Origin of the sequence: Kosakonia sp. H7A (genome assembly GCF_003028445.1) — a bacterium.
GTDB classification, from domain to species: Bacteria; Pseudomonadota; Gammaproteobacteria; order Enterobacterales; family Enterobacteriaceae; genus Kosakonia; species Kosakonia radicincitans.
In genome coordinates, this window is sequence record NZ_PYTZ01000002.1 from 593,027 (window position 1) to 614,557 (window position 21,531).

19 protein-coding genes are annotated in these 21,531 nt (G+C 54.4%); 10 read left to right on the forward strand and 9 right to left on the reverse strand.

What is annotated here, in order from left to right; genetic code table 11:
• Nucleotides 1-112: 112 nt before the first annotated feature.
• Nucleotides 113-430, forward strand: a complete 318-nt coding sequence (locus CWM66_RS10835) for a hypothetical protein (RefSeq protein WP_107146638.1) — start codon at nt 113-115, stop codon at nt 428-430.
• Nucleotides 431-835: 405 nt separating this feature from the next.
• Here CWM66_RS10835 and CWM66_RS10840 read toward each other — a convergent pair whose 3' ends face one another.
• Nucleotides 836-1,930, reverse strand: a complete 1,095-nt coding sequence (locus tag CWM66_RS10840) for an acyltransferase family protein (RefSeq protein WP_107146639.1) — start codon at nt 1,928-1,930, stop codon at nt 836-838.
• Nucleotides 1,931-2,276: 346 nt separating this feature from the next.
• Here CWM66_RS10840 and CWM66_RS10845 point away from each other — a divergent pair, with 346 nt between their 5' ends.
• Nucleotides 2,277-2,807, forward strand: a complete 531-nt coding sequence (locus tag CWM66_RS10845; RefSeq protein WP_007371608.1) for a lipocalin family protein — start codon at nt 2,277-2,279, stop codon at nt 2,805-2,807.
• A 107-nt stretch (nt 2,808-2,914) separates the two neighbouring features.
• Here CWM66_RS10845 and CWM66_RS10850 read toward each other — a convergent pair whose 3' ends face one another.
• Entirely contained in the window at nt 2,915-3,703 is a 789-nt protein-coding gene (locus CWM66_RS10850; protein ID WP_071921860.1) for a MipA/OmpV family protein, read from the reverse strand.
• A gap of 127 nt (nt 3,704-3,830) precedes the next feature.
• On the opposite strand from CWM66_RS10850, the gene CWM66_RS10855 reads away from it, so the two are divergent.
• The 4 genes from CWM66_RS10855 (at nt 3,831) to CWM66_RS10870 (ending at nt 10,017) form a co-directional block, all read left to right on the forward strand.
• Complete coding sequence (locus tag CWM66_RS10855) at nt 3,831-4,526, forward strand: response regulator (protein WP_007371610.1); 696 nt, start codon at nt 3,831-3,833, stop codon at nt 4,524-4,526.
• Nucleotides 4,523-5,701 (forward strand): cell wall metabolism sensor histidine kinase WalK, encoded by a 1,179-nt coding sequence (locus tag CWM66_RS10860; RefSeq protein ID WP_035887478.1) that lies wholly within the window; start codon nt 4,523-4,525, stop codon nt 5,699-5,701. Before CWM66_RS10855 ends, CWM66_RS10860 begins: the two co-directional genes overlap by 4 nt.
• 93 nt (nt 5,702-5,794) lie before the next feature.
• Nucleotides 5,795-6,949: an efflux RND transporter periplasmic adaptor subunit gene (locus CWM66_RS10865; protein ID WP_035887558.1), complete on the forward strand. Its 1,155-nt coding sequence runs from the start codon at nt 5,795-5,797 to the stop codon at nt 6,947-6,949.
• On the forward strand, nt 6,946-10,017 hold the full coding sequence (locus CWM66_RS10870) for an efflux RND transporter permease subunit (protein WP_107146640.1): 3,072 nt from the start codon (nt 6,946-6,948) through the stop codon (nt 10,015-10,017). The genes CWM66_RS10865 and CWM66_RS10870 overlap by 4 nt, the downstream gene beginning before the upstream one ends.
• A gap of 136 nt (nt 10,018-10,153) precedes the next feature.
• On the opposite strand, the gene CWM66_RS10875 is transcribed toward CWM66_RS10870, so the two are convergent.
• The gene (locus tag CWM66_RS10875) at nt 10,154-11,065 is read right to left on the reverse strand and encodes a LysR family transcriptional regulator (RefSeq protein ID WP_035887474.1); all 912 of its coding nucleotides are present in this window, start codon (nt 11,063-11,065) and stop codon (nt 10,154-10,156) included.
• Between the two features lie 104 nt (nt 11,066-11,169).
• On the opposite strand from CWM66_RS10875, the gene CWM66_RS10880 reads away from it, so the two are divergent.
• Nucleotides 11,170-12,201 (forward strand): NAD(P)-dependent alcohol dehydrogenase, encoded by a 1,032-nt coding sequence (locus CWM66_RS10880; protein ID WP_107146641.1) that lies wholly within the window; start codon nt 11,170-11,172, stop codon nt 12,199-12,201.
• Nucleotides 12,202-12,287: 86 nt separating this feature from the next.
• On the opposite strand, the gene CWM66_RS10885 is transcribed toward CWM66_RS10880, so the two are convergent.
• Nucleotides 12,288-13,235 (reverse strand): VirK/YbjX family protein, encoded by a 948-nt coding sequence (locus CWM66_RS10885; RefSeq protein ID WP_035887470.1) that lies wholly within the window; start codon nt 13,233-13,235, stop codon nt 12,288-12,290.
• 173 nt (nt 13,236-13,408) lie between these two features.
• Here CWM66_RS10885 and pphA point away from each other — a divergent pair, with 173 nt between their 5' ends.
• Nucleotides 13,409-14,053 carry a protein-serine/threonine phosphatase gene (gene pphA, locus CWM66_RS10890; protein ID WP_007371617.1) on the forward strand — a complete coding sequence of 215 codons (645 nt, stop codon included), beginning with the start codon at nt 13,409-13,411 and terminating at the stop codon, nt 14,051-14,053.
• Here pphA and CWM66_RS10895 read toward each other — a convergent pair whose 3' ends face one another.
• From CWM66_RS10895 to yebS, 5 genes are all read right to left on the reverse strand, one after another.
• The gene (locus tag CWM66_RS10895; protein WP_007371618.1) at nt 14,054-14,245 is read right to left on the reverse strand and encodes a YebW family protein; all 192 of its coding nucleotides are present in this window, start codon (nt 14,243-14,245) and stop codon (nt 14,054-14,056) included.
• Between the two features lie 106 nt (nt 14,246-14,351).
• A complete protein-coding gene (locus CWM66_RS10900) occupies nt 14,352-14,591 on the reverse strand; it encodes a YebV family protein (protein WP_007371619.1) in 240 nt (79 codons plus the stop codon).
• 114 nt (nt 14,592-14,705) lie between these two features.
• Nucleotides 14,706-16,145 carry a 16S rRNA (cytosine(1407)-C(5))-methyltransferase RsmF gene (gene rsmF, locus CWM66_RS10905; RefSeq protein WP_199200041.1) on the reverse strand — a complete coding sequence of 480 codons (1,440 nt, stop codon included), beginning with the start codon at nt 16,143-16,145 and terminating at the stop codon, nt 14,706-14,708.
• A 78-nt stretch (nt 16,146-16,223) separates the two neighbouring features.
• A complete protein-coding gene (locus CWM66_RS10910) occupies nt 16,224-18,857 on the reverse strand; it encodes a PqiB family protein (protein ID WP_072440795.1) in 2,634 nt (877 codons plus the stop codon).
• Nucleotides 18,826-20,109, reverse strand: coding sequence for a membrane integrity lipid transport subunit YebS (yebS, locus tag CWM66_RS10915; protein ID WP_007371622.1), 1,284 nt, complete (start codon nt 20,107-20,109; stop codon nt 18,826-18,828). Before yebS ends, CWM66_RS10910 begins: the two co-directional genes overlap by 32 nt.
• A 132-nt stretch (nt 20,110-20,241) precedes the next feature.
• Between yebS and CWM66_RS10920 the strand changes: the two genes are divergently transcribed.
• Complete coding sequence (locus CWM66_RS10920; RefSeq protein WP_007371623.1) at nt 20,242-20,739, forward strand: GAF domain-containing protein; 498 nt, start codon at nt 20,242-20,244, stop codon at nt 20,737-20,739.
• A 96-nt stretch (nt 20,740-20,835) separates the two neighbouring features.
• Nucleotides 20,836-21,522 (forward strand): RNA chaperone ProQ, encoded by a 687-nt coding sequence (gene proQ / locus CWM66_RS10925; RefSeq protein WP_007371624.1) that lies wholly within the window; start codon nt 20,836-20,838, stop codon nt 21,520-21,522.
• The last annotated feature ends 9 nt before the right edge of the window (nt 21,523-21,531 follow it).

The following is a 21,531-nucleotide window of genomic DNA, read 5'->3' on the forward strand; positions in this document are numbered from 1 at the left end:
AGGCAGATGCCAATGAATGGATAGAGCGCTATCAGCCTGACTTTGTCGACAGGACGCCAGACTTCAGCGGGAACCGGCTCTGGATGCTCCGGGCTATGGGGAGGATTCACTAATGGGCTTTCCTTCTCCTGCGTCTGATTACATAGAGCGCACGCTCACGCCTGAAATTCTGTGTCGCATCGACGCCAATTGCCATGTGATCGAGACAAACACCGGTTATGCGGTTATTGATCGCTCACTCAGGCCAGCAAACAGTGATCTGGTGCTGGCTATATATGATGGCCGCAGCCGGTTCGCTAAAGTGATGGGGAAATCTCTGATAACGGATGACGGAGAGGCGATAAAGGGAGAGGCGCTGGATGGTGTTACGGTGTTCGGCGTGCTGACGCATACGATCAACAGCTTGTATGATGATAGCGGGGTGGTGTGAATTTCAGTTCAATACGATACCGAAATTTTCCCGAATGGAGCCCGAAAAACTCAGCAAGTATTTGATGATAAATAAACGCAATGGTAAGTGTTGATAAGTGCTTTTTACTGACTTTAGCGACTTAACTTATTAATATAAAAATATTTATCGACATGCACCATAAACAGGAATCGTATTCGGTCTTTTTTTATCTGCATGTCCTCCATGGAATCTACCCGTTCATTCTGAAACATTCACCAAGTCCATGCATACAGCCAAGCGATAACATACTCTGCACCGCGCACGTCCAGGGATTTTTTTGTCATGGCGATGTTTTTATGACTGAGCATCGGCCAGGCACGCGTAACGCTATCGCTGAGCGATTGCTGTATTTAAAACAGCAATCGCACTGGTGCTTTTTTGCTTTTAGGCTGTTTTAAATACTAATCTTTTCATTTTTGTACTATAAAACAGCACTAATAGAGGACCCAAAATACCGCAAAATAGATACAACATCTTTGCGAGAAGTCCAACACCTGGGGCAGTTCCAAGTGTATGCAGGGAATTTTCATTCAGGATATTGTTTCTTATCAGGATAAATGAACCGACCTTAAAGAACAGGAAATGCAGTGCTAATATATGAACAGTATTTTCGCCGATGTACTTCAGGAAATTTACCACAATGCTTGTTTTAATATAATGTGATGCACCAATGACAACGGCAATGCTTATAAGCGATAAAAATATAAACAAGAAAGGATCAGTTTCTCCATATAAATAAAGTGCTGGTCTTAAATAAATATAGGTCAGTAACATTATCGTAAGACATGGCACCAGAATGTTTTTAGATTTCAGGAGTGAGAGTCCATAATCCTTAAATAAATAACCAATGTAAAAAAAAGGAAGATACACAAAGAATTGTGCATTCGGTATGTTTCTGTATAGGTTAATATTGTCTGATATATACTTGCTTTTTACCAACCACCAGCCAAAGAAAAATAAAAACACTATCAGGATAGTTGGTAACAGGTTGCTGTTCGTGAAAGTTTTGCTTGCCTTGTTGATGGTGTAAAAAATAATCTGCATTATTACCAAAACAGGTATAAACCACATCGCACCCAAAAGAGGTTCTGACGGGATAGTTATTGAATTGATAAATGCCAACATCATATCGCTGGTGGTATACTCTACCGCGTTTTCCGGCAGTATGTTCAAACTAACAAAGTGATTATGCAATAAAATAAACAATAAAGAGTAGCTAAAATATTGGGTTAATATTTTCTTTCTGCTAAAAATAAATGATATAAAACTATTGGCGTATTTATCGTAATTGAAGAAAAAACCAGATAATAGAAAAAAACCCGCTACATGGTAGTAGTAAAACATTTCAGCAAAAGGGAAATATGCGATATGCCCTGCGACTACAGAGGCCATTAATAACCCCTTGGCAACATCTAAACTTTTGTCTCTCACAATTTCTTTCTTCTGTTCCGCAACAAAATCGTTAACTGTTGATTCCATTTTTTATCAATTATGAATTTTTAATAGAGTTTTAATGCTAACATGTAAAAAAAAATTTATAAAGATTCTCTCGTTTGGCTCCACGTGGCTATTGCTACGGTGTATGTACAACCGATCAATGACGGATTGCATATGCGTACCTTTACGATGGACAACAGCGTCCCGGAGTATAGTTAAAATCTATACAATCGATAAATTCTGTCCAAATTTTGACAAAAATTATTTTGATTACTATTTTATTTCAATTGGTTATAGGTCGCTTCCTTAAGCGATTTATCAGCGAGAATAGATAAAACAGAAGCCCGGTATCCACGCACACTTGATGCTGCAGAGAAAAGGAGCGCACATGAAATTCTGGCCTGTTTTGACCGGCGTAGCGGTTGCACTGACGCTGGTGGCTTGCAAGTCGCCCACTCCGCCGAAAGGCGTACAGCCCGTCACCGGCTTTGATGCCAGCCGCTATCTTGGCAAATGGTATGAAATCGCACGGCTGGAAAACCGCTTTGAACGCGGCCTGGAGCAGGTTACCGCGACCTATGGCCAGCGTCGCGACGGGGCAATCAGCGTGCTGAACCGGGGTTACGATCCGCAAAAGCAAAAGTGGCGTGAGAGTGAAGGCAAAGCCTTGTTTACCGGGTCGCCGACGACCGCCGCGCTGAAGGTCTCGTTCTTTGGCCCGTTCTATGGCGGCTATAACGTTATTGCTCTCGATGACGACTATCACTACGCGCTGGTGAGTGGGCCAAACCGCGATTACCTGTGGATCCTCTCACGCACGCCGACCATTCCGGATGCCGTGAAGCAACATTATCTCGCGGTTGCGCAGCGTCTGGGTTTCCAGGTCAATAAACTCCATTGGGTTGTGCAAAGCGACTAGTGCGGGGAACCCGCTCTCCGGAGGTTGCAGAAAAGCCGGAGAGCGGCTTATGTCCATAATGGCTGCGGCATCAGAGCAAAGCGGGCAGGTTTGCCTTTCTGAACCCTCTAGAAGGTATAAAGAATGGCCAACACGCCAGTACCTTCATTACGGCGCTGCACCAGCGGGCTGTCTGCGGCATGGTCGCTTAACCAACTATAACCGACACTGATCATTGCTCCCCAGTGTTCATCAAATTGATGATTCCACGTCAGGTCACTGTTCACCCCATAGAACCCCGCCGCCGCCGCATAGCGAGCGTATCCACTACGCAGACTTTGCTCTCTGCTGACGCCATAAAAAGTGTTCATATATCGGCTATCGCCAAACAGCGCGGCAGACTGAAAAGCCAACGTATCGCTGGTGGTTTGCAGCGGGATTAACGCCAGCGATGTCTGGTATTGCACGCCCTGGCCGTCGGTCAGGGGAAGGGTGGCTTTGCCTTCAATGTTAAGCCACGGGGTAATGCTCCAGCCGACAGCCATGGCCGTATTGAGGGTGGCATCAATATTACCCATCCCTTTTAAATTGTTTGCGCCATCGCGCCAGCCGGAGTTGCTATCAGCACGACCCAGACCATAACCGAGCGTATGTTCGAAATAGAGACCGTTATCGGCCTGTAAGTCGTAACCCAGCCCCTTTTGCGAATCAAAAAAAAGCGCATTCCAGCGTGCCTGTATCACCGGAACCATTTGCAGGCGTTGTTTGTCTGAGCCACTGTAGCGAGGGGCATATTGCCCCCCGATGCCCAGGGTGAACGCATTTTGCGCGGCAGTATCGTCATCAGCATGGGCTGAAAATGCGAAGGCGGCCAGTAATGGGCTGCTCCTGTACAAGGCGGTTTTTATCGATATCATCATCACATCTCGCTTATTGGGGAACATGCTGTTGCGGCAGGGTTTTACCATCTTCTGAGCGCGGAATATATCCGGCTCATATCAATAAACGGTCAGGAAAGTGTTAAGAAACGGTCAAGGTGAGCAAATGCTGTCCCGGAAAATTCTTGTGATCGAAGACGATGTCGATGCGGCAAACGTGCTGGAAGCCTACCTGCGTCGTGAAAATTACGATGTATCGTTGACCGTCGATGGCCTTAGCGGGCTTGAGCTGGCGCAACGCTGGAAGCCCGATCTTATCCTGCTGGATGTGATGTTGCCGGGAATGAATGGTACAGAAGTGCTGGCGGCTCTGCGTCGCAAAAGCGATGTGCCAGTGATTATGGTGACGGCGATGGGAGATGCGCCCGATCGTATCGGAGCGTTACGTTACGGCGCGGATGATTACGTCGTGAAGCCCTACCATCCCGGCGAAGTAGTGGCACGCGTTCAGGCGGTGCTGCGACGCGCTGGCCGCACAGAAACGCGTGAAGAGATCCTGCGCTGGCATCATCTGGAAGTGAACACTACCGCCATTACGGCGGCGGTCATCCAGCCGGATAACAGCGAGCGTTTTCTCGAACTGACGCCAGCCGAGTTTTCGATTTTAACCACTTTGCTGCGCCATCCGACGCGACCTTTCTCACGCCAGTTCCTGCTTGAGCAGTGCCTGCCGGAAAGCGAGGCGCTGGAAAGGGTCGTCGATACCCACGTTTATAATTTACGCAAAAAACTTGAAAGTGCGGGCGTAACGGGCGTTTTAGCCAATGTGCGCGGGGTCGGCTACAGGTTCCGGCAGCCATGAAAAAATCGGTTTATCAGTCGCTCTGGCGCTGGATTTGCGGGCGTATCCTCGCGCTGGCGATCGGCTCTGTCATCATCATCGCGTTATGTATGTGGTTGCGTTACGCCGTGCAGAATTTCTGGGTGCTGCATCATATGCCCGCCCCGGTGCGCGGCGAGTTTCTTGCCCTGAAAGAGAACCCGCAACTCAATCCGTCGCGCTTCCACGATATTGTCGACACATGGTGGGGGCTGAGCTATTCCACGCCCTCAATTGCCTCTGCGGACTGGATAATGGTCGCAGTGCTGGTGCTGGTGATGATCCCCTTCATTGTCATTATGGGGCTTCGCTATGTGCGGCCGCTGGCGCTGCAATTCAGCCGTCTGCGGGATGCGGCCGACGAAGTCTCGCACGGTCAGTTTGGTAGCCAGGCGGAGCTGGTAAAAGAAGCGCCTGAGGAAATGGTGCGATTCGCCAGCGACTTCAACAGCATGACGCGCCAACTGGCGAGATATGAACGCGAGCTTCGGGCTTCGCATGTGGCGATGGCACATGAACTGCGCTCGCCGCTGACGGCCGCCATTGGTCGTTTGCAGGGTATGTTGGATGGGGTGTTTGAACCCAGCGAAGCGCAGCTGGGAATGGTGATGAAGCAGTTGCAGTATCTCAGCCGGCTGACGGATGAACTCCACCTGTTATCGCTGGCTGATGCGGGACAGCTTACGCTTACGCTCCAGCCGGTGTCTCTGGCGGAACTGTTAAATGAGCGTGCGGCATGGCTGAAACCACTGGCGGATAGCGCCGGTCTGGCGATTACCGTTACCGCAAGCGCACCTTCGATGTTCATCGGCGACGCGTTCCGCCTGGGGCAGGTTTTTACTGTCTTGATGGAAAATGCGCTGCGCTATGGTCGGCGGGACGGCCATTTATCCATCGTTCTTCAGCAACAGCATAATCTCTACCGGATTGATTTTGAGGATGACGGGCCGGGCGTGACGGCGGATTTTCTGCCGCTTATATTTGAGCGCTTCACCCGCGCAGAAACGTCGCGGGCGCGACATTCCGGAGGCAGCGGTCTTGGACTCTCCATTGCTCGCGCCATCTGCCACGCGCATGGCGGCAGCATCAACGCTTCATTACCGGAAAAAGGCGGCCTGAAAGTCAGCATCTCGCTTCCTACAGACGCGACGGGGTAATTCACACGCTCTTGATGGATTCTTGACGAAAACTGGAACGAATCTCGACGCAAGCCGGATTTAATGGCGCCATTACCGATTCGGAGTGGCGTTATGTCAGAACAGTTTAGTGATTATCTGCGTCAGGGCCTGCATCATCTTTTTACTGTTGCACGCACGGTTTCCCTCTTTTCTCTGCTTCCGCTGCTGCTTCTCGCGGGGGTACTGCCATTGTTGACGGGGTGCGGAGATAAACCGACAGAAAAACCCGCACCGCCAAGACCCGTTCGTTATCAGGTTATCGGGGCGGCATCCGCGCATCCGGTGACAGTGCGCACCGGGGAGATCCGCGCCCATGATGAAACGGCGCTGGCTTTCCGCCTCGACGGGCGAATGGTCAGCCGCCTGGTCGATATTGGCGAACGGGTGCATGCCGGACAGGTACTTGCTGCAATTGAAAGTGAGACCGGGAAAAACCAACTGACCAGTGCCACCGCAGATGTGGAAAGCGCCCGCGCCGCCGAACGCGTTGCGGCGCTTAACCTGAGCCGAATGCAGAAGCTCATGCCTTCCGGGGCCATCGCCCGCACTCAGCTTGATAGCGCTCGCGCCGACTGGCAGGCGGCCGCATCCCGCCTGCAAAGCAGTATCGCCGCATTGCATACTGCGCAGGAGAATCTGGGCTGGACCCAACTGACAGCGCCTGCCGATGGGATCATCACTCGCGTCAGCGCCTCGGCGGGGCAAGTGGTCAGCGCAGGGCAGACGATCTTCACGCTGGCGACCAGCGATGCGCGAGATGTGGTTTTTGATATCGCCGATCCACAGCTTTTGCCTGCATCATCGTCAAACACACTACGGTTTCCGGTGGCTTTGCTGGCAAACCCGGCTATCCGCGCCAGCGGAAAATTGCGCGACATCAGCCCGCAGGCCGATCCGCAGACCCGCACTTGGCAGGTCAGGGTGACTTTAGAGGCCCCGCCTTTGGCGATGGCGCTGGGAGCCAGCGCGACCGTTGAGATACCGTCAACAATGCCTGGCGGCTATACCGTACCGGCGTCAGCACTCAGCCGCATCGGCGATCAACCGGCGGTGTTTATTATCGACGGGCATGGACAAGCGCAATTACGCGCGGTCGCGCTTGCCGGTTACTCTGCAACATCCGCCGTGATTGCTTCAGGCGTGGGCGTCGGCGACAAAGTCATCACCGCAGGCGTAAGCAAACTGCGCGCCGGTGAACCGGTAATTGTCGGGGAGCCGCAGCCATGAAGCCTGTTGAACCACGCTTTAATCTTTCTGCCTGGGCGCTGGCACATCAGCAACTGGTAAGCTTTTTTATGCTGCTTATTATCGCGACCGGCGTGCTGTGTTACGAAAATCTGCCGCGTAATGAAGATCCAGCCTTCACCATCAAGACGGCGGTGGTCTCTGCCCAGTGGCCTGGCGCTACGGTTGCGGATACCACGCGGCTTGTTACCGATGTGCTGGAGAAGAAACTCCAGGAGATCCCGTGGCTGGATTATATCGAAAGCGAAACCCGGGCTGGCAGCGCCGTTATCTATGTCAATCTGCGCGACGATACGCCGCCGCGGCAGGTGCCGGACATCTGGTATCAGATCCGCAAAAAGATGCAGGACATTGCCCCTTCGCTGCCTCAGGGCGCGCAAGGCCCGGCGGTGAATGATGAGTTTGATGACACCTTTGGCACAATTTATGGCTTCACGACGGAGGGCTATAGCGCGCGTGAACTGCGCGATCGCGTAGAGGAGATCCGCCGTGGCCTGATGTCGCTGCCGGACATGGGCAAAATGACCCTGCTGGGTGAACAGCAGGAGCAGATAGTGATCGCCTTTTCGCCCCGACAACTGGCGGGGATGGGGCTGGATATCCAGCAGGTGAGCGATGCGTTGGCCGCGCAAAATGCCGTCGAACCAGCCGGGACACTTCGTACCGGCAAAGATAATGTCGCGCTGCGCGTCAGCGGCGGGCTGACCAGCGAGGAGAGCCTGCGGGCGGTCACCCTGCATATCAACGACCGCTATATTCCGCTGACCGATATTGCCACGGTAAGCCGCCAGATTGCCGAGCCGCCTGCGCCGGTATTTCGCGTCAACGGCCAGCCTGCGATCGGGTTAGCCATTTCGATGGCTGCCACCGGTAATATGCTGCGTTTCGGCCAGGCATTGAATGCAAGAATGGCTGAAGTTGCGGCGCAGTTGCCGCATGGTATTGAGATGGTGAAGGTGGCAGATCAGTCGGCGGTGGTGAGCGACGCGGTCAGCGGTTTTGTCCGGGTGCTGGTTGAGGCTGTGCTGATTGTGCTTGCCGTCTCTTTTGTTTCGCTGGGAATGCGGGCGGGGCTGGTGGTTGCCGCCGCGATACCGCTGGTACTGGCGATGACCTTTGCCGGGATGATGCTGGCTGGCATTGGGTTGCAGCGCATTTCTCTGGGCGCGCTGATCATTGCGCTGGGGCTGCTGGTGGATGACGCGATGATCACTGTCGAAACCATGGTAGCCCGGCTGGAAGCTGGCGAGTCACGCAAAAGTGCCGCCACCTATGCATTCAAAACCACGGCATTTCCTATGCTCACCGGAACGCTGGTGATGATCGCCGGTTTCATCCCCGTTGGCTTTGCCGCCAGCAGCGCCGGAGAATACTGTTTCTCCCTGTTTGCCGTGGTGTTGATGGCCTTACTCTGCTCGTGGGTGGTCGCCATACTCTTTTCTCCCCTGACGGGCGCATGGTTGCTGCCAGCCCACATCAACGGGCACCAACGCGGCGCAGGACGGCTGGCGCGTGCATATCGGGCTTTGCTGGCGTGCGTGCTGCGCCACCGTTTATCGACCCTGGCGATTGCCGTTACTGCACTGGCGCTGGCGGCGATCGGTACGCGCTGGATGCAGGGCGAGTTTTTCCCGGCCTCGGATCGCCCGGAGCTGCTGGTCAGCCTGGCTCTGCCAGCGAATGCCTCTCAGCCTGAAACAGAGCGGCAGGCGGAACGCCTGGAAAGGGCGCTCAAGGGGAATACGGATATCGATCACTACACCACGTATGTCGGTTCCGGCGCGGTCCGTTTTTATCTGCCGATGGATGTGTTGCTGGATAATGAAAACACTGCACAGCTGGTGGTGGTGGCGAAAAATCTGGCGGCGAGGGATCGCCTGCGCCAGCAACTGACGACGCTGCTGGCCAGCCAGTTCACCGATCTGACAACCCGTGTTTCACCGCTGGAGTTAGGGCCGCCCGTGGGCTGGCCGGTGAAATACCGGGTGAGCGGGCCGGATTATGCGCAGGTGCAACGGCTTGCGCATCGCCTGGCGGCAGAAATAGGCACGTCATCACTGACTCGCGAAGTGAACCTGACCGCTGGCGAGCCAGAGAGAACGATCTCGCTTCAGGTCAACCAGACGGCAGCGCGGGCGGCAGGGGTTTCATCAGAGAGCATCGCGCAAATGCTGAATACCGTCTGGTCCGGCAGCACGGTGACCACGGTACGGGATAACGATCGTCTGGTCGGGGTGGTGTTGCGCGGCAACGATCGCGAACGGCTGGATTTTGGCACGCTGTCGACGTTGATGTTACCGACGGCAAAGGGCACAAAAATTCCGCTGAGCGAAGTCGCCACGCTGGCCTGGGGCGTGGACGATCCGGTTATCTGGCGTCGCCAGCGACTGCCTTTTATCACGGTTCAGACCGATCTGGCGCCCGGCGTGCGCGCTGAAAGCGTGTCGGCTGGCCTGCGTCCAGCAGTGGATAAACTGCGCGCGCAACTGCCTGCCGGATACCGAATCGAAGAAGGCGGGACGGCGGCTGAATCCGATAAAGGAAACCGCTCGGTGTACGCTGTGTTACCCGTGACGCTCATTGTCATGCTGACGTTGTTAATGCTTCAGTTGCAGCGTTTTTCCCGCATGCTGCTTGCGCTGCTGATGGCCCCTTTCGGTCTGCCGGGGATTGTCATGGCAATGTTGCCGACGGGAACGCCGATGGGCTTTGTGGCATTGCTGGGGGTGATTGCGCTGGCGGGGATGATTATTCGCAACGCGGTCATTTTGATTAGCGAAGTGGACAACAATCTGGCGCAGGGGATGGCCGCAAACGAAGCCATTGTGGCGGCGACGGAGCACCGGGCGCGGCCTATTATGTTGACCGCCTGTGCCGCGATTCTCGGGATGATCCCTATCTCGCATCAGGTATTCTGGGGGCCGATGGCCTACGCGATTATTGGCGGGTTGATTGTGGCCACGCTGGTCACGCTGACCGTGTTACCCGCTGCCTTCAGCCTGCTGCTGAGTTGGCATAAAACCGCGGGCGGGACGGAAAACCGCCATTAGCCCATTCAGGCTATCAGGGAACATCTGGCCGCTAGCTGAAAACCGGCATATGCCGGAAGCGGAGTGGGCCGGGTGAAAACAGAGAATTGCTCTCTTTATTTTACCCGCAGGCTGGCGGGGGCTTTGCCGCCCCCGTTCAGCCGCGCGGCCGTGAGCCTGACTGCAGGCGAAAAAAATCGATCAGTAAGCGCATTGCTGGCGCCATAAAAGCGTTGCGCGGATAGTAAAGAAAGAATCCCTCTTCATGTCTATGCCACTGCGGCAGGACGTGAATCAGCGTTCCCGCTTCGATGGCGGCGTGGACTTGCTGTTTTTCCAATAACGCCAGCCCGACGCCCGATTCAGCGGCAGCCAGTTGCACATTGATATCATTGACGGTTAATGCCGCATCGACGGCAACCTCGACTTTTTCATTACCGCGTTGCAGTTTCCAGCGATACTGCGCGCCATTCTCGCTCCAGCGATAATTAATCAAGCGATACTGGCTGAGGGCTTCAGGCCGCGTGGGCAGAGGCTGCTCGCGGAAACAGGAGGGCGCTGCGACAATCACCATTTGCAGATCGTCTGTCATGCGCGCTGCAATCATGTCTTTTGGCACGCGGTCTCCGGTGCGGATCCCGGCATCAAACCCGGCGGCCACCACATCTTCAAGATGATCATCAATGACCAAATCAAGCTGGATGCCGGGATAAAGCGACATGAAGCGTTGCAGCTTCGGCAGAATGGCGCGCTGCGCGGCCAGACGTGACAGATTGATGCGCAGCTTGCCCCGCAGCGCCGGCCCCGTTTCGCTGACGGACTCAACTGCGCTCTCCAGCGCCTGCATCGGCGCAGAGAGTCGGGCAATAAAATCCAGCCCGGCTTGCGTCGGTGAAACGCTGCGCGTGGTGCGATTGAACAGGCGAACCTGCAATCGGGTTTCAAGCGTGCGAATGGTATGACTCACCGCTGACGGGGATAACCCCAGTCTCCCCGCGGCGCGGCGGAAGTTTTTCTCCTCGGCGACCGCCAGAAAAGCGACCAGTTCCGTGTATTCGGTTCCTTTCACATTGTTGCCCCTCATTCACCAGTTCATGCGGATTATAAGGTATTAATTCGCAATCCCGGCGCTGTCAGAATGCAAAACAGATCAATAACCGAGGAAAAGAAGCGATGCAGACCATGAAACGCTGGGAAATGAACCAGACAGGGCGTGACGCGTTAGCGCTGAATCATGTTGCCCGGCCACAGCCCGCAGCGGATGAAGTGCTGGTAAAAGTGATGGCAGTTGCCCTCAATCATCGGGACCTGATGGTCATCGAAAATGGGCGCGGTTTACCCCTGCGTTTTCCTTTTACACCTGGCTCCGATCTTTCAGGTTGTGTGGTGGCTACCGGCGCGAATGTGACCCGCTTTGTGCCAGGCGATAAGGTGATTTCTGTCTTTACGCCGGAGTGGCAGGACGGGCCACGGCCGGGTAATGCGCGTGAAATGTCTTACCGGACGCTGGGCGGATTCTATCCGGGCGTGCTGGCGGAGTATGTCGTAATGAAAGAGAACTGGCTGGTACGCAAACCGGTTTCTCTGGATCATGTGCAAGCCAGCACTTTACCTTGCGCTACGCTCACGGCCTGGTTCGCACTGGTCGAACGCGGCAATATCCAGCCCGGAGAAACGGTGCTGATAGAAGGAACTGGCGGCGTGGCGCTCGCCGCACTGCAGCTTGCCTGCATGAAAGGGTCGCGCACCTTGCTGGTGACCCGAAGCAGCAAATGTGAACAGGCGAAACAGTGGGGCGCGGATGAGGTGATCGATCGCCAGCAGGATGTTGTGGCGACGGTTCTGGCATTAACCGCCGATCGTGGGGTGGATCACGTGCTGGAGCTTGTCGGTGGCAGCCATCTGGGTCAGTCCGCCGCAATGGCGGCGGTGGGTGGAAAAATTTATCTGATTGGCGCGTTGGCGGGTTTCGAGGTTTCTTCGCCGCTGGAACCGTTGCTGTTTAAAGATCTGCATATTTATGGCATTGGCACCGGACACCGACGGGCGCTTGAAGATCTCTGCGTTGCTGTCGACCAACAGGGATTCGCTCCGGTGATAGACCAGCTTTATCCGCTGGAAGCGCTGCCAGCGGCGCTGGCACATCTGGAGCGTGGGCCGTCAGGCAAGATAATTATCACCATGGAAAATAAGACAATCAGGTGATCGCGTCTTGCGGAATTATTATTCGGCAATGATGTTTTTGTTGTAAAAAATATAAACGGGCAGGGTAAATCACCGCCCGTTTATATTTATTTCAGCACCAACGCATGCATTTTTTCTGCAACATCATCCAGTAACTGAAAACGACGGCGATATTCTGCGCGTTTTTTACTGGCGATACTTTCCAGCGACTTACGTGAAAAAATTAGCGGCAAACGCCAGCGCCAGGTATTATCTTTTGCCCCTTCAATCGACGCCCAAAATTCATCATAGCTGGCATGGAAATGTCGTCCTTTGCTCAGGCGATAACGCAACGCACGGAACACATGCCCGTTATCACTTACGCCATAGATTGCCGAAATACCGGTCAGTGTGGCGAGCTGGCTCAGTACTTCAAGGGCGATTTTTTTCGGGAAAATGCCGTGGCAGGCGCGGGTCGCCAGTTTAATGACCTCATGGCTGACCTCTTTGCGCGGGCCTTGCAGACCACCAATGACCAGAATTTGCTGCCCCTTTTCGCTGATCACGCTGAACGTTGCGCTGGCCAGTAACGTATTGTCGCCATCGCACAACCAGAGTGTGCTTTCCCCTTCGCGTTCCGCTTTGCTGGCGTTAGAAGCATACACCGTGAAATGCGTATCATCTTTCCCCATAAAATCAATAATCTGTGTGGGTTCTGTCGCGCTGAGGGCCGCGGCCAGTCGCGGTGATACGTTGTTATCAAGCCAGTGGTAGTGGTTGATAATGGCATCGGCACGCTGTGAGGCATGTAAACCGCGCGTCAGATACTGACGGTGCGATTTACTCGGCAGTGTGATTTGGGTCGCCAGCAGCCGGTCGAAATCCGGGCGGCGGGAAAGGGCATTAAGCATGCGGTTGGTGGCAGACCAGAACAGCAGCGAACGCAGCAGAAACTTAAGGCGATACTCGCGCTTTTTCCAGATGGGGCCAGGCACGAGGCGACCACTCACCAGATCACCAATAATGTGTGAATTATTATTTTGTTTAAGTTCTGTTGATTGACTAATATTCGACACGGTGAATGGCCTCTAATTAATATATTGATATTTTAGAGGTCTGGAAAATACAAATTAATAGGCGCCTTTGTTTTATTTCGCTTTCATTTAACCTTTATTTAATTAACAGGCTGAGCGCAATTATTACTCCATCTGTCAAGGATTTTCCTATACTCAAAAAAGGGAGGGAAATTATGTATCAACGTCTTGATGGAGAGCGCTGGCGGCATATCTGGCTGGTTGGCGATCTGCACGGTTGCCACCAGCGTTTAATGCAGGCGCTACGCGCACGCCAGTTTGATCCGTACCAGGATCTGCTGGTGTGCGTGGGGGATTTAATCGATCGCGGGCCGGATAGCCTGCGCTGCCTGGCGCTGCTCAAAAAACGCTGGTTTAAGACCGTGCGCGGTAATCATGAGCAGATGGCGATTGACGCCCTGCGTTTTGGCGATATGGCGATGTGGCAACTCAATGGTGGTAGCTGGTTTAGTGCCCTCAGCGAGGCGGAACAGCAAGAGGCGCTGGCCGCGCTGCGCACCTGCGCTGAATTGCCTTATATTCTGGAGATACGCTGCGGCGGCGCGGTGAACGTCATCGCGCATGCGGATTACCCGGCTGAAGAGTACCAGTGGGAACAAGCCGTGGACGGTGAATCGGTGCTGTGGCGCCGCGACAGGCTCAACCAGTGGCTGGCAGGAAAAGGGCAGCGTATTGCGGGCGCCGATCATTTCTGGTTTGGTCATACGCCGCTGAAAGCGCGCATTGACAGACAAAACCAGCACTACATCGACACCGGAGCTGTCTTCGGCGGTGAATTAACGCTGGTGCAGTTACAGTAGCTAAAAATCGCTGAATTCATTGGCCGGGTGCCAGAAACCATCAATAAACTCTTCGACGGGAAAACAGCCGCCATAGCGTATGCGTTGATTGTCCATGGCAACAAGGCACTGCTGCTCCGTATTAAACACATCGACTACGATGTCGTCACATCCACCGTCCAGGTAGCAAACGAATAAGACCAGCGCGAACATTCCATCCCTCAGTTCCGTACAACGTAACGATAAGTGTAGGGGATGAATTCAGGCAGGGGAAATCAGGCGGGTAAATAACCCGTCTTACGGACGGGTTTCCATTGGATCAGGCAAGGCGCATAACCCAGGTATCAGATTGTTGATCGTAATGCTCGCGATAAAGGACCGAATGTTCGCCGTTAAGGAGCGCGGGAATGCTGGTGTCCGCGTCCCAGGCATCAAGTTGCATGCATAAATCTGGATCGGAACTACAGGGGATATGTAACGTTCGCTCCCCCTGGTTCTCTCCCTGCAACTCGGCATCATCGATTTCGAATGCGCCAATGCGCACGCTGGTTTTCGTCATAATGCTCTCCGTTGAACGTTGAAATGTGGTACGACCAGTGTAGCCGTCCAAATTTCAGCCTGGTACAACATGGAGAAAGATGCCAGTCAGAATGTGCGCTTTTTTTGTGCGGCATCACGCATTACTGGCAAACAATCGGCCATCACGCACCAGTTCACGCGGATAACTGTTCTTCAGCCGCGATCCCACTTTTTTCGCCAGACCCAGCGGTTGCCCCTGGAAAGTGACAATCACATCGTCACGCGCGGGCAGTGTTTGCGGGTAAATATCGCGTCCGCGATACCACTCTTCCGCCTCGGCGAGCGCCAGGGAAAACGCCAGCGGGTTATCCTGGCCCGCCAGCGCAATCACCGCTTCGTGCTGCCAGCGATACCCTTTGTTGTGCGTTTCCGCCAGACGCAGGCCAATGCGCGAGAAGCGGACTTTGCCGATTAACGGCTCGATTTCGGTCGGAAACAGCCACAGCTCTTTATCGCGCTGCCACAGGCGCAGGCTGTCGTCCCAGCGTAAGCCTACGGCAGTAGCAGCCGTTGCGACCTGGGACGCCTCTTTTGCTTTGAGCGGCGTGAAAGGGAAATTGCCCACTTTGTACGTCGGTGCAGGCAAAGGCTCGACCGCCGCCGTTTTACGCAGACGGGCGACAAAAAAACCTTCGCAGTCGTAAATTTGCGGGAATACGTGCAGGAAACCTTCCGCTGTTATAGCGCGAGCGGCATCGGCAAACAGCCCATCCAGCGGCAGAAATTCGACGGCATCCGGGTACTGTTCCCGCAACCAGTGGCAGATGGCTTCATTTTCGTCGCGGTTGAGCGTGCAGGTGGAATAGACCAGCGTGCCACCGGGACGCAGCGCGTGAAAAGCGCTATCAATCAGTTCACGCTGCGTGGCCGCAATTTCCAGATTGCTGGCGACGGACCAGTTTTTCAGCGCATCCGCATCTTTACGCACTACACCTTCGCCGGAGCAGGGCGCATCAAGCAGAATAGCGTCGAACATCTCGGGCAGCGCAGGGCCGAATACGCGGCCATCAAAATGTGTCATGGCCACATTGCGGATGCCATTGCGGCTGATATTCGCGTGCAACACTTTGACGCGGCTGGCGGAAAATTCGTTGGCAAGAATGGCGCCGGAATTATTCATCCGCGCGGCGATCTGCGTGGTTTTGGAGCCCGGTGCGGCGGCTACGTCCATCACGCGCTGCGGCATTTCGCCATCGGCAAACAACGCGGCAACGGGCAACATTGAACTCGCTTCCTGAATATAAAACATCCCGCTCAGGTGCTCAGCAGTACTGCCCAGCGGCAGCGCTTCTTCATCATCGCGCTCGATCCAGAACCCTTCCTCGCACCACGGTACCGGCGTCAGTTGCCAGCCATAAGGGGCGACAAGGGTGAGAAAATCGGCGACAGAGATTTTCAGCGTGTTAACGCGAATACTGCGGCGCAGCGGGCGCTGGCAGGCAGCGATAAACTCATCGAAAGAGAGATGTTCCGGCATTGCCAGGCGCATTTGCGCGAGGAATTCCTCAGGGAGGTAGACAGCGTTTTGAGCCACGGGGCGCACCACAAGGAGAAAAACAGGCGCGCAGTGTAGCATAAAGGCTCCGGCGCAAACACGCCGGAGCAGGCAGGGTTAGCGGGGAAGGGCAGTGCCCCATTCGCGCCACTCTTTTGGCTCGCTTTCCAGCAGCAGGAAGTGTTTACCCGGCTGCGCTTTCGGTGCCAGCGGCGTTTCCGGCGGCGTGGCGAAAGCAATACCACCGCGAATGAACTGATTGAATGTGCCGGTTTTGACGACGCCGCCGACCAGACCGAAATCCAGCGTATAACCGGAAGCCAGCCAGAATACCGTGTTGTTACGCACCAGATGCTGATAGTTTTTGCTGATGCGCATGGCCACCATAACGCGATCCGACAAGGTGCCCAGCGTCATTCCGGTCACTGTACCTACCTCGATTCCGCGGAACAGCACCGGCGTGCCGATATTCATTGAGCCCACTTCCGGCGCTTCAACGATAATGTTCAGCCCATCGAGATAGCGGGAGTCGGTGATCGTCGCTTCTGAAATTTCAAAGTCGCGGCGCATATCGCCCCGGCCCGGTTCGACGTTGATATAAGGCTGCAACAACGTATCCAGATGCTCGACGCCCGCCGCCGATATTTGTGGAGTGATCACCGAGAAACGCGAACCGTTGCGCGCAAAGTTGCGTACATATTCCGGATAGAGTACCGCGCTGGCCTGCACTTCATTTTTATCGGTGATCAGGCGCAGATCCTGGACCTGGCCGATATCGATGCCCAGATAACGGATCGGCATGCCCGCCGCGAGTTTCCCGGCATCATATGCATGCAGCGTGATTTGCCCGCCGACAGCGCGAGCCGCGGTTTCTGAGGCATAAAGCTGACGCTTCTCGCCCTTTTTCAGTTCCCGGTTCGCGCCGCTCAGGTTGTCAAAGCTGATGGCGCCTTTGATGGCTCGGGAAAGGGGAGAAGCCTGAACCGTCAGCCCGCTGCCATTAAGCTGCACTTTCGCACCGCCCTCTGCCCAGAAGACGCTGTTGCTGGTCAGCAAATCGCGATATTCCGGTTTGATATGCAGATCGATATCAAAGGCATTGGCGCGCGGGCGTACGGTAATCACTTCACCGACTTCAAACTTGCGATAGAGAACGACCGAACCGGCCTGTACGTCCGGCAGGGTGTCCGCTGTCAGCGTCAACGTCGTGGTGGGCAGATCGCTGAGGCTGTTTTCCAGTGCTTTATCGAGGTTAGCAAACAGCGGATAGCTCTTTTTCATTTCGCCTTTCACGCCGGGCAAAATGCGGATGCCTCCGTTTATCCACTCGTTGGCGCTGGCAGCGAGAAACTCAACGCCATCCAGCCCGACTTTGACATCGATGCGGCTGTTCACCACGAATTTACTGTCGCCGTGGACCAGGTCGCCATATTGCGGATCGATAGCGATGGCAAAGGTTACGCCCTGATTCGTCAGTTTACGCTCCAGCACCTGGCCGATTTTGACACCATGCAGCACCAGCGGTTGCCCGGCATCGATGCCATAGCTTTCCGGCGCGGTAAGTGTCAGGGTAATCACCCCCGGCTCCTGCAACAGGTTTTTATCCGCTGGCAACACGACAAATTGATTGCGCGGCTGGCCTTCGCCTGGTATCAGCTCCAGCGTACTGCCGGTCAGCAGCGAGCTGAGATTGGTATCGCTGAGCGAAATTTTGGGGTTACGCATTTCGATACGGGTATTGTCGCGCAGCAAATTGACCACGCTCGGATCGACGGTCATTTCACCGCTGACCGTCCCTCCCGGATTGAGGTCGATTTTAGTCAACTGACCCACTTCCAGCCCCTGATACATCAGCGGTGTCGATCCGGCCTTCAGCCCCTGGCCGCCTGGCAGGTCGAGCTTCACCAGCACGCCGCGTTGGCTGTGCGCTAAATCTTCGTATAAGCCGTACTCATCATCCTGAACCGCTGGCTGTGATTCATCCGGAGAGTCAAAAGCGATCGCGCCGTTGACCAGCGCCGCCAGGCTTTCAAGCTGCACTTTCGCGCCGCTCAGGCTGACGTCGGCTTTCACGCCGGAGACATTCCAGAAGCGGCTGCCTTTTTTCACCAGATTGGTGAAGCGACGCTCGATCAGCACGTCGATGGTGACGCCCTGTTTATTGGTGTTGATCGAATAGTCGTAAACGCGGCCGACCGGGATTTTGCGGAAATAGACCAGCGAACCGCTGTTCAGCGCCCCGAGATCCGGCGCGTGCAGATGAATCATCAATTCGCCGTTGTTCAGCCGGTATTTCGGCTGGGTATCCAGCGCGGTGAAGTGATCCTGCGGATCGCCCTTGCCTGGCATCATGCCGATATAGTTGCCCCCGACCAGCGCATCAAGGCCGGAAATTCCCGCCAGCGAGGCTTTGGGCGTGACCAGCCAGAACTGCGTTTCGTTGCGCAGCGCATCCTTCATATTCGATTTGATACTGGCGCGCACTTCGATTTTTTTCAGATCGTCGCTGAGACGAATGTCCTGGACAGTCCCGACCTCGACGCCCTGATAGCGCACCGGCGTGCGCCCGGCGACAATGCCGTCAGCCGACATAAAATCGATGGTAATGGTATTGCCGCGATCTTCGTAGCTGCTCCAGATAAGCCAGCCTGCAATCAACAGGGCGATAACCGGTAACAGCCAGAACGGCGAAACACGCCGTTTCGTTTTAATTCGCGCTTCAGTCGGCGAAGCGGGGGTTTCCTGACTCATGTGCATCCCAAAGTAAGCGGCTGTCCAGCCATTCCACAGCAAGAATAGTCAAAATTACCGCCGCGCCGAAATAAAACGCGGCTGGTCCCATGGTAAAAGCGAGTAGCTGGTCGCGATTAATCAGTGACATCATCAGTGAAATGACAAACAGATCGAGCATCGACCAGCGCCCAATCCACGTCACGAAACGCAGTAACAGAATGCGAGTGCGTAACCCCTGTTCAAATTTAAAATGGATGCTGACAAGCAGTGTAAACAGCACAATCACCTTGGTAAACGGCACCAGAATACTGGCGATAAATACCACGCCAGCCACCGCGACATTGCTGTGTGCGAGCGAAATAATGCCGGAGAGAATGGTATCCTCCTGACGAGAACCATTCACGTAAATTATTGAAATCGGCAGCAGGTTCGCCGGGAACAGCAAAATAAGAGAGGCAATCAGCGACGCCCAGCATTTTTGCAGGCTCTGCTTGCGTCGATGGGTAAGCGGAATGTGGCAACGTGGGCAGCGCCCCCGAATATCAGGGAAACCGGTGAAATGGCAGCCCAGACACACTTCCAGCTTCGGATCCGGCCGTTTTGCGGGCCGTTGAGGATAGAACCGCTCCCAGAGTTGCTCCACATTGAGATGGATTAACGTCATGATGCTGAGAACGACCAGAGAGCCAAAAGCAAACAGCCCAATCCCTGGCTGCAGGAAGGCGTAATCCTGCACTTTGATGGAGGCGACACCGACGCCGACCAGATAGATATCCAGCATGACCCACTCTTTGAGCTTCTCCAGCATTAATAGCACCGGGCGCAGGTTCATTCCCAGAATGTTGCCAAGCCATAAATAGGCGATAGCTGTCACCAGTACCAGCGGCGCGCCAACGCTGCAAAAAAGCACCATGGCAGCGGTGAGCGGCGAGCCCTGCATAGTCATTTGCCAGATCCCCTGCAGCAGGTTGGCATCGATACGCACACCGAGTAAGTAGAGATGCAGTAGCGGTTCGCCCCAGGCGAAGGGCATCAGTAAAATCATCGTGATGGCCATGGCGCCGAGGCGGGTTAATGACCAGTCGCGACCGTCGCGGACTTTCGCATCACAGCAGGGGCAAAATGCACTTTGGTGCGATTTCATAACCGGTAACGCAAAAAGCGTATCGCATTGCGGGCAGCGCTGATAATGTGCGCGGGGCAGAGCTTCACCGACCTGATGAACGGCAATTTTTTTGGCAGGTGTGATGCGTTGTATCTTGAGAGCCATTGCATGCTTCAGAAAAGGTTTGAATAAAACTATCTTAACTCATGAATGGAACATCTTGAGCATCAACGCATTTAATGCTTATTTTAATAGGCTAAGCAGTTTCTCAAAGTTAGACAGCAAAATGGTCAGGTAATGAACAAAACAGAATTTTACGCGGATCTTAATCGCGATTTTCAGGCGTTAATGGCAGGTGAAACCAGTTTTTTAGCTACGCTGGCGAATACCAGTGCGCTGTTGTTTGAACGTCTTGAAGGCGTGAACTGGGCCGGTTTTTACCTGCTGGAAGGCGACACGCTGGTGTTAGGGCCGTTCCAGGGCAAAATCGCCTGCGTTCGTATCCCGGTCGGTCGGGGTGTTTGCGGAACGGCTGTGGCGCAAGCGCGTGTGCAGCGCGTGGAAGATGTTCATCAATTTGACGGACACATTGCTTGTGATGCCGCCAGCAACGCCGAAATCGTACTGCCTGTCACGGTGAATAATCAGATTATTGGTGTACTGGATATCGATAGCGTCGTCTTCTCTCGCTTCACGGCTGAGGATGAACAAGGGCTGAGCGAGCTGGTTTCACATCTGGAAAATGTCCTCGCGGCGACCGATTATCAAAAAATCTTTGCCACCGTCGCAGGATAATCAGCGGATAACGTAGCATTTACTGAATGCGTCATTATAATGACGCCTGTTCATGCCTGCGCTTGTTGGCAACGTCCGTTGTAATCAGGAAATTTCATGGAAAATCAACCTAAGTTGAATAGCAGTAAAGAAGTTATCGCTTTTTTGGCCGAACGCTTTCCTCACTGTTTCAGTGCTGAAGGTGAAGCACGTCCCCTGAAAATTGGTATTTTTCAGGATCTGGTTGAGCGCGTTGAGGGTGAGATGAATCTCAGCAAAACCCAACTTCGTTCTGCTTTACGTCTTTATACTTCAAGCTGGCGTTACCTGTACGGTATCAAAGCCGGCGCGGCTCGCGTCGATCTCGACGGCAACGCCTGCGGCGTGCTGGATGAGCAACACGTAGAGCACGCTCGCAAGCAGCTTGAAGAAGCCAAAGCGCGTGTTCAGGCGCAACGCGCTGAACAGCAAGCTAAAAAACGAGAAGCTGCCGCTGCTGCGGGTCAGGAAGACGCACCGCGTCGCGAACGCAAAGCCCGTCCGGCTCCGCGTCGTAAAGAGGGTGCCGAGCGCAAACCTCGCGCTGATAAACCTGTCGCGAAAACGCCGCGGGTGCAGCAGCAGGAAGAGCGCCATACTCCTGTTTCGGATTTATCTGTACTGAGCGTGGGCCAGAACCTGAAGGTGAAAGCGGGGAACAATGCGATGGATGCTACGGTGCTGGAAATCACCAAAGATGGCGTTCGCGTACAGCTTAGCTCGGGTATGTCGATGATCGTACGCGCAGAACATTTATTGTTCTGAAACGGAGGC